Here is a 4855-nt window from a genome sequence, read left to right on the forward strand (position 1 = left end):
TTTTACTTTCGCAAGAGGTCTTATATATTTTGAATAACTCGAATAATGAATGGGATTAAACGAAAATAACAATATCTAAGTCCATAATATGTTTTTATCAAAGGATATAAATAATAAGTGAAAAGTATTCTTTAAAATATATTTTATAACTCATTTATTTTAAATAGTTTTTTAATCAGGTTTTGTTGGTCTGAAAAAAATCATAAAAATGATGAATGGAATAAGGGTGTTTTCTGGCTATAACTCCCATTTTTGTATACAGAAAATCCTAGCTAAATGGGCTTTATTTTTAAAAAAGCATTGGCAAATATGCTTGAAAATTAGTCAGTCGGCCTTATAATTATCTCACTCCTTCCTCCAAATGATATAGAGAGCAAGATGGCCAAGAAAAAAACAGCCGAACAGGTGGTGATCCACAATTTTGTGGCAAAACACATGCATGAAGTCAACAAAAGCCAGGTCTTTGTAGACCGAAAGAAAAATGCAAAACGTGGCTACAGCAAGCACAGACAAGGGCGATATTCCATGGAAGATCGCCCTTTTTTAATGGCCGCTTAAGGTCTGTAAGGTGGCTGGGGACGACGTGGTGGCTGCTTAGGATTGGTTTTAACTGGAGAGAGTGGGGCGACAGGCCGGTTGTTACGGGTTTGCGAATACTGAGTCGGATGCCGGGATGGCATTGTCGATTCATCCGCAATTAAGTCATTAAAGAATTTATTGAGTCTGCTTTGCACTGGCGCTTTATGGTGAGGGGAGTGAGGCTGTGGTCTGGCCTGCTGAAAACTGGCAAATTGATCTTTTTGTTGGTGGTAGAGTCTGGCAGCAATGACGGAGGGGTCATCTCTGCCTAAACGCCGCCGTTGCGATGCCGAAATTTCAATGCCCAATAATGGAGTCATTTTAGGCCGATCGGCATAGCTTGTTGCTCGATTGCTGGCGGGGCGTATATAAGATGAACCGGAATCATGAGCTTCTTTGCGGGCAGCCAAGGCCGGTGCAAGAATGACTACATAGAACACTGCAACAATCATGAACAGGATGACCAGAAATTCCATAACCACCTCTACCACTGTCGAGGGACTGGAAAAAGTCCCGTATTAGGCACTCACCATACGTGATGCTGATTTCACCATATCCCCTAAACCATGGGTTCTGAAATAATATTCTAACCAGCTTTTTACCATGAGCGGATTGTCCATTTTTAACACATGTTGCAGCAATTCCTGTGCATCACTCATCGGAACATGACAAATGGTTTTACGTACCCGCAAAATATTACTTGAACTCATCGACAGGGTGTTAAAGCCCATGGCCATGAGCAAAACTGCAGACAGCGGATCGCCTGCCATTTCACCGCAGATACTGACCGGTTTTTCATTGCGATGACAGTCCTGCACCAAACGGGTCAGGGCACGCAGTACTGCTGGGTGTAAATGTGAATAGACATTGGCCACCCGCGGATTATTACGGTCCACGGCCAACAGATATTGAGTCAGATCGTTGGAACCAACCGAGAAGAAATCCACCAGTTCGGAAAATTCATCAATCTGATGAAGCACACTCGGCACTTCCACCATGATGCCGAGTTTTGGTTTATTTACCTTGACCTGTTCTTCTTCTTGAATCGCCGCATGGTCACGTTCCAGCAGATAGAGCGCTTCCTCGACCTCGCTGACACTGGTCACCATCGGCAGCAGAATATGCAGGTTATTCAGTCCGATACTGGCTTTGAGCATGGCGCGAATCTGTGAAGAAAAAATTTCCGGATGATCCAGGGTAAAACGAATGCCACGCCAGCCGAGTGCCGAATTTTCTTCTTCAATCGAGAAATACGGCAGGTCTTTGTCTGCACCAATGTCCAGAGTCCGCATCACTACCGGTTTATTGGCAAAATGACTGAGTTGCTGACGATAAATCGCACGTTGTTCTTCTTCGCCCGGGAAGCGGTCACGCAACATAAACGGAATTTCAGAACGGTATAAACCGACACCTTTGGCACCGCGCTGTACGCCACGCACCACATCAATCATCAGACCGGTATTGACGTAGAGTTTGACCGCTACGCCATCCGGAGTAATCGCATCTTTGGTTTCGTACTGGCGCAGATCTTTGGCGATTTGTTCTTCTTCTTTCTGAATTTCTTTATAGCGACTGCGCAGGCGCCGTGGTGGATTAATAAAGACCCGGCCCTGATGGGCATCGACAATCATCTCCACATCATCGAGAGTATTGATTGGCAGTTCGGTTACGCCGACCACGGTGGGAATGCCGAGGGCACGTGCCACAATCACCATATGTGAGTTCATGGCGCCTTCGGTAGTGACAATCGCGGCAATTTTATCCACGGGCAGTTCAACCAGTGCAGCCGTCGATATTTCCTCACCAATCAGAATACTTTCATCGGTCAGTTCACGGTGACTGGCATCGGCTTCCTGTAAGCGCGCCAGAATGCGGCGGCCCAGATCTTTTAAGTCCGCCACCCGCTCACGTAAATAATCATCTTCCATCTGGGAGAATTGTGCCACATGATTGTCAATGACAATTCGCACGGCGCCTTGTGCCCAGTGACCTTCACGAATAAAAGCCTTGATTTCTGCAGGCAGGGCATTTTCATCCAGCATACGCAAGAACACGCTAAACAGTGCGCGTTCCTCGGCCATCAACGCATCCTGCATTTTGTCATCCAGTGACTGGATTTCTTCACGGACTGAATTTAGCGCGTTATCTAAGAGCTCCAGTTCTTCGCTGATGTCATCCGCTTCACGATCAGGGACTGCGGCAAGATCTGCTGGCGGATAGAGAATCACTGCACGACCTAAGGCAATACCACCGGAGCCAGAAACTCCCTGAAAGGTTTTATAGGCGGGCAGGTTGCTTGGCTTACGGAATACATCGATATTGCCGACGGCATGGGCATGGGCGATGACGCCAGAAAGCTGCGCACAGAGCGTGACCAGAAAGGATTCAGCAGCTTCAGAAAAGTCCTGTGATTCTTTATTCTGAACCACCAGTACACCCATGACCTTACGGCGATACATCACCGGCACACCGAGGAAGGAGTTATAAATTTCCTCACCGGTTTCAGGTAAAAACAGGAAGCGCTCGTGTTTAGGGGCATTGTCCAGATTGACAATTTCCTCACGCTGCCCAACCAGGCCCACCAGACCTTCACCGGTCTGCAAAGACACATGGCCGACAGATTCTGCATTTAGGCCTTTAGACGCCATGAGTAAATAACGCTGATTGCGTTCATCGAGGAGGTAGATCGAGCAGACATCAACCTGCATGGCCTCGGCCACATGCTTGACCATAATGTCGAGTGATTCATGCAAACTGGTGGACGCATTGATCTCCTGAACAATACGTCTCAAGGTGTCCAGTTGCATATTCGACATAAGGTCTGCTCCGTCTATTCAGAATTTCAGTAATGAAGTTTATTTATAACAATAGCCGCGTAAAAAATCTGCATTATTTATGCGATTTTTTAAGGTTTTTGCTGGGGCAGTTGCTGACACAACTCCACCAAGGCTTTGCGGTAAACATCACGTTTGAAATTCACGACTTGACCGAGTGGGTACCAATAACTGACCCATTGCCATTGATCAAATTCGGGCGGATCAGACAGATTCAACTGAATATGCTGAACGGGGGCCGTGAGTTTGAGTAAAAACCACTTTTGTTTTTGACCGATACAGACCGGATCAGAGTCCGTACGAATGTATCGATGCGGCAAACGATAGCGCAACCAGCCTTTGGTTTGCGCGACTATCTGGACGTGTTCGGGCAATAAGCCAACTTCTTCTCTCAGCTCACGATAGAGTGCCTGCTCGGGGGTTTCTCCATATTGGATCCCGCCTTGTGGAAATTGCCATGCATTATGACCAATGCGTTTTGCCCATAAAACCTGTCCAGCATCGTTTGCCAAAATGATCCCGACATTCGGTCGGAAACCTTCAGAGTCGATCATTTGGCTACCTAAAAATTGTTTAATTTATGCCTTTGCCATCGGGGAGCATTATTTCGTTATCCAACTCGAAAAAAGCAAAGTTTAAAAATGTTAAAATTGCTATGATCTTAACGAATTTCTATCGACTAGCGGAGATAGATTTACAATTTTTTTCTTAAATTTCAGTTTTAACGAGTATTTTCATGAAATTGGCGCTATTTGATCTCGATCACACCTTGTTAAACACGGATTCGGATCATTCTTGGGGAGAGTTTTTGGTCAGTGAGGGCCTGGTCGATCCAGTTCAGCATCGCGCCATGAATGACAAGTTCTATGACGATTATAAAAAAGGTCAGCTGGATCCTTATGCCTATAATGAATTTGTGTTCCAGTTTCTGACCAAACATGACAATGATTATTTGACTGAATTACATCAACTGTTCATGCAAAAAGTCATTCGTCCACAAATGCGTCCTGAAGGTTTTAAAGCCATTGAGCGCCACCGTGAAGCAGGGCATGCCTTAGTGGGGATTACCGCAACTTCAGACTTTATTACCGCACCCATTTTTCGTGAATTCGGAATTACTGAAATTATTGCCACCAATGCTGAAGTCATTGATGGGAAATATACTGGTAAAGTGATCAATACAGCGTGCTATCAGCAAGGCAAGCTGGTGCGTCTGGAACAATGGCTAGAAGGTCGCGATGTAACCGAGTCTTGGGCCTATTCAGATTCGATTAATGACCGTTTCTTGCTGGAATATGCGGATCATGCCATTGCAGTCAATCCGGATGATCGCTTGGAAACTCTAGCCCAAGAACAGGGTTGGGAAATACAGGACTGGTCGATCTAACTAGGATCTGTTGACATTTACCTGTCTCTTATACACATCTCCGAGCCCACGAGAC

The 4855-nt window shown here is 45.7% G+C and carries 5 protein-coding genes; 2 read left to right on the forward strand and 3 right to left on the reverse strand.

Annotated features, from left to right (window positions below):
* Window positions 1–378: 378 nt before the first annotated feature.
* Window positions 379–558 carry a DUF7230 family protein gene (locus tag BFN00_RS15535; protein WP_071852341.1) on the forward strand — a complete coding sequence of 60 codons (180 nt, stop codon included), beginning with the start codon at window positions 379–381 and terminating at the stop codon, window positions 556–558.
* Here the strand turns inward: BFN00_RS15535 and BFN00_RS15540 are convergent.
* The 3 genes from BFN00_RS15540 to BFN00_RS15550 all read right to left on the reverse strand — a co-directional run bounded on the left by BFN00_RS15540 (window position 555) and on the right by BFN00_RS15550 (window position 3967).
* Window positions 555–1055, reverse strand: a complete 501-nt coding sequence (locus BFN00_RS15540; RefSeq protein WP_071852342.1) for a hypothetical protein — start codon at window positions 1053–1055, stop codon at window positions 555–557. The genes BFN00_RS15535 and BFN00_RS15540 overlap by 4 nt on opposite strands.
* Before the next feature lie 42 nt (window positions 1056–1097).
* Complete coding sequence (gene ptsP, locus BFN00_RS15545) at window positions 1098–3395, reverse strand: phosphoenolpyruvate--protein phosphotransferase (protein ID WP_071852343.1); 2298 nt, start codon at window positions 3393–3395, stop codon at window positions 1098–1100.
* An 89-nt stretch (window positions 3396–3484) separates the two neighbouring features.
* Window positions 3485–3967 (reverse strand): RNA pyrophosphohydrolase, encoded by a 483-nt coding sequence (locus BFN00_RS15550; RefSeq protein ID WP_004278502.1) that lies wholly within the window; start codon window positions 3965–3967, stop codon window positions 3485–3487.
* A gap of 182 nt (window positions 3968–4149) precedes the next feature.
* Between BFN00_RS15550 and BFN00_RS15555 the strand changes: the two genes are divergently transcribed.
* Window positions 4150–4800: an HAD family hydrolase gene (locus tag BFN00_RS15555; protein WP_005107974.1), complete on the forward strand. Its 651-nt coding sequence runs from the start codon at window positions 4150–4152 to the stop codon at window positions 4798–4800.
* Window positions 4801–4855: the final 55 nt, after the last annotated feature.

Source organism: Acinetobacter sp. AR2-3, from assembly GCF_001878775.1.
In the GTDB taxonomy this organism is placed as follows: domain Bacteria; phylum Pseudomonadota; class Gammaproteobacteria; order Pseudomonadales; family Moraxellaceae; genus Acinetobacter; species Acinetobacter lwoffii_D.

What these genes read in the sequence shown, in the direction of transcription:
- BFN00_RS15535 (WP_071852341.1), top strand. Translation starts at nt 379, where the DNA reads ATGGCCAAGAAAAAAACAGCCGAACAGGTGGTGATCCACAATTTTGTG.
- BFN00_RS15550 (WP_004278502.1), bottom strand. Translation starts at nt 3,967, where the DNA reads ATGATCGACTCTGAAGGTTTCCGACCGAATGTCGGGATCATTTTGGCA.
- BFN00_RS15540 (WP_071852342.1), bottom strand. Translation starts at nt 1,055, where the DNA reads ATGGAATTTCTGGTCATCCTGTTCATGATTGTTGCAGTGTTCTATGTA.
- ptsP (WP_071852343.1), bottom strand. Translation starts at nt 3,395, where the DNA reads ATGTCGAATATGCAACTGGACACCTTGAGACGTATTGTTCAGGAGATC.
- BFN00_RS15555 (WP_005107974.1), top strand. Translation starts at nt 4,150, where the DNA reads ATGAAATTGGCGCTATTTGATCTCGATCACACCTTGTTAAACACGGAT.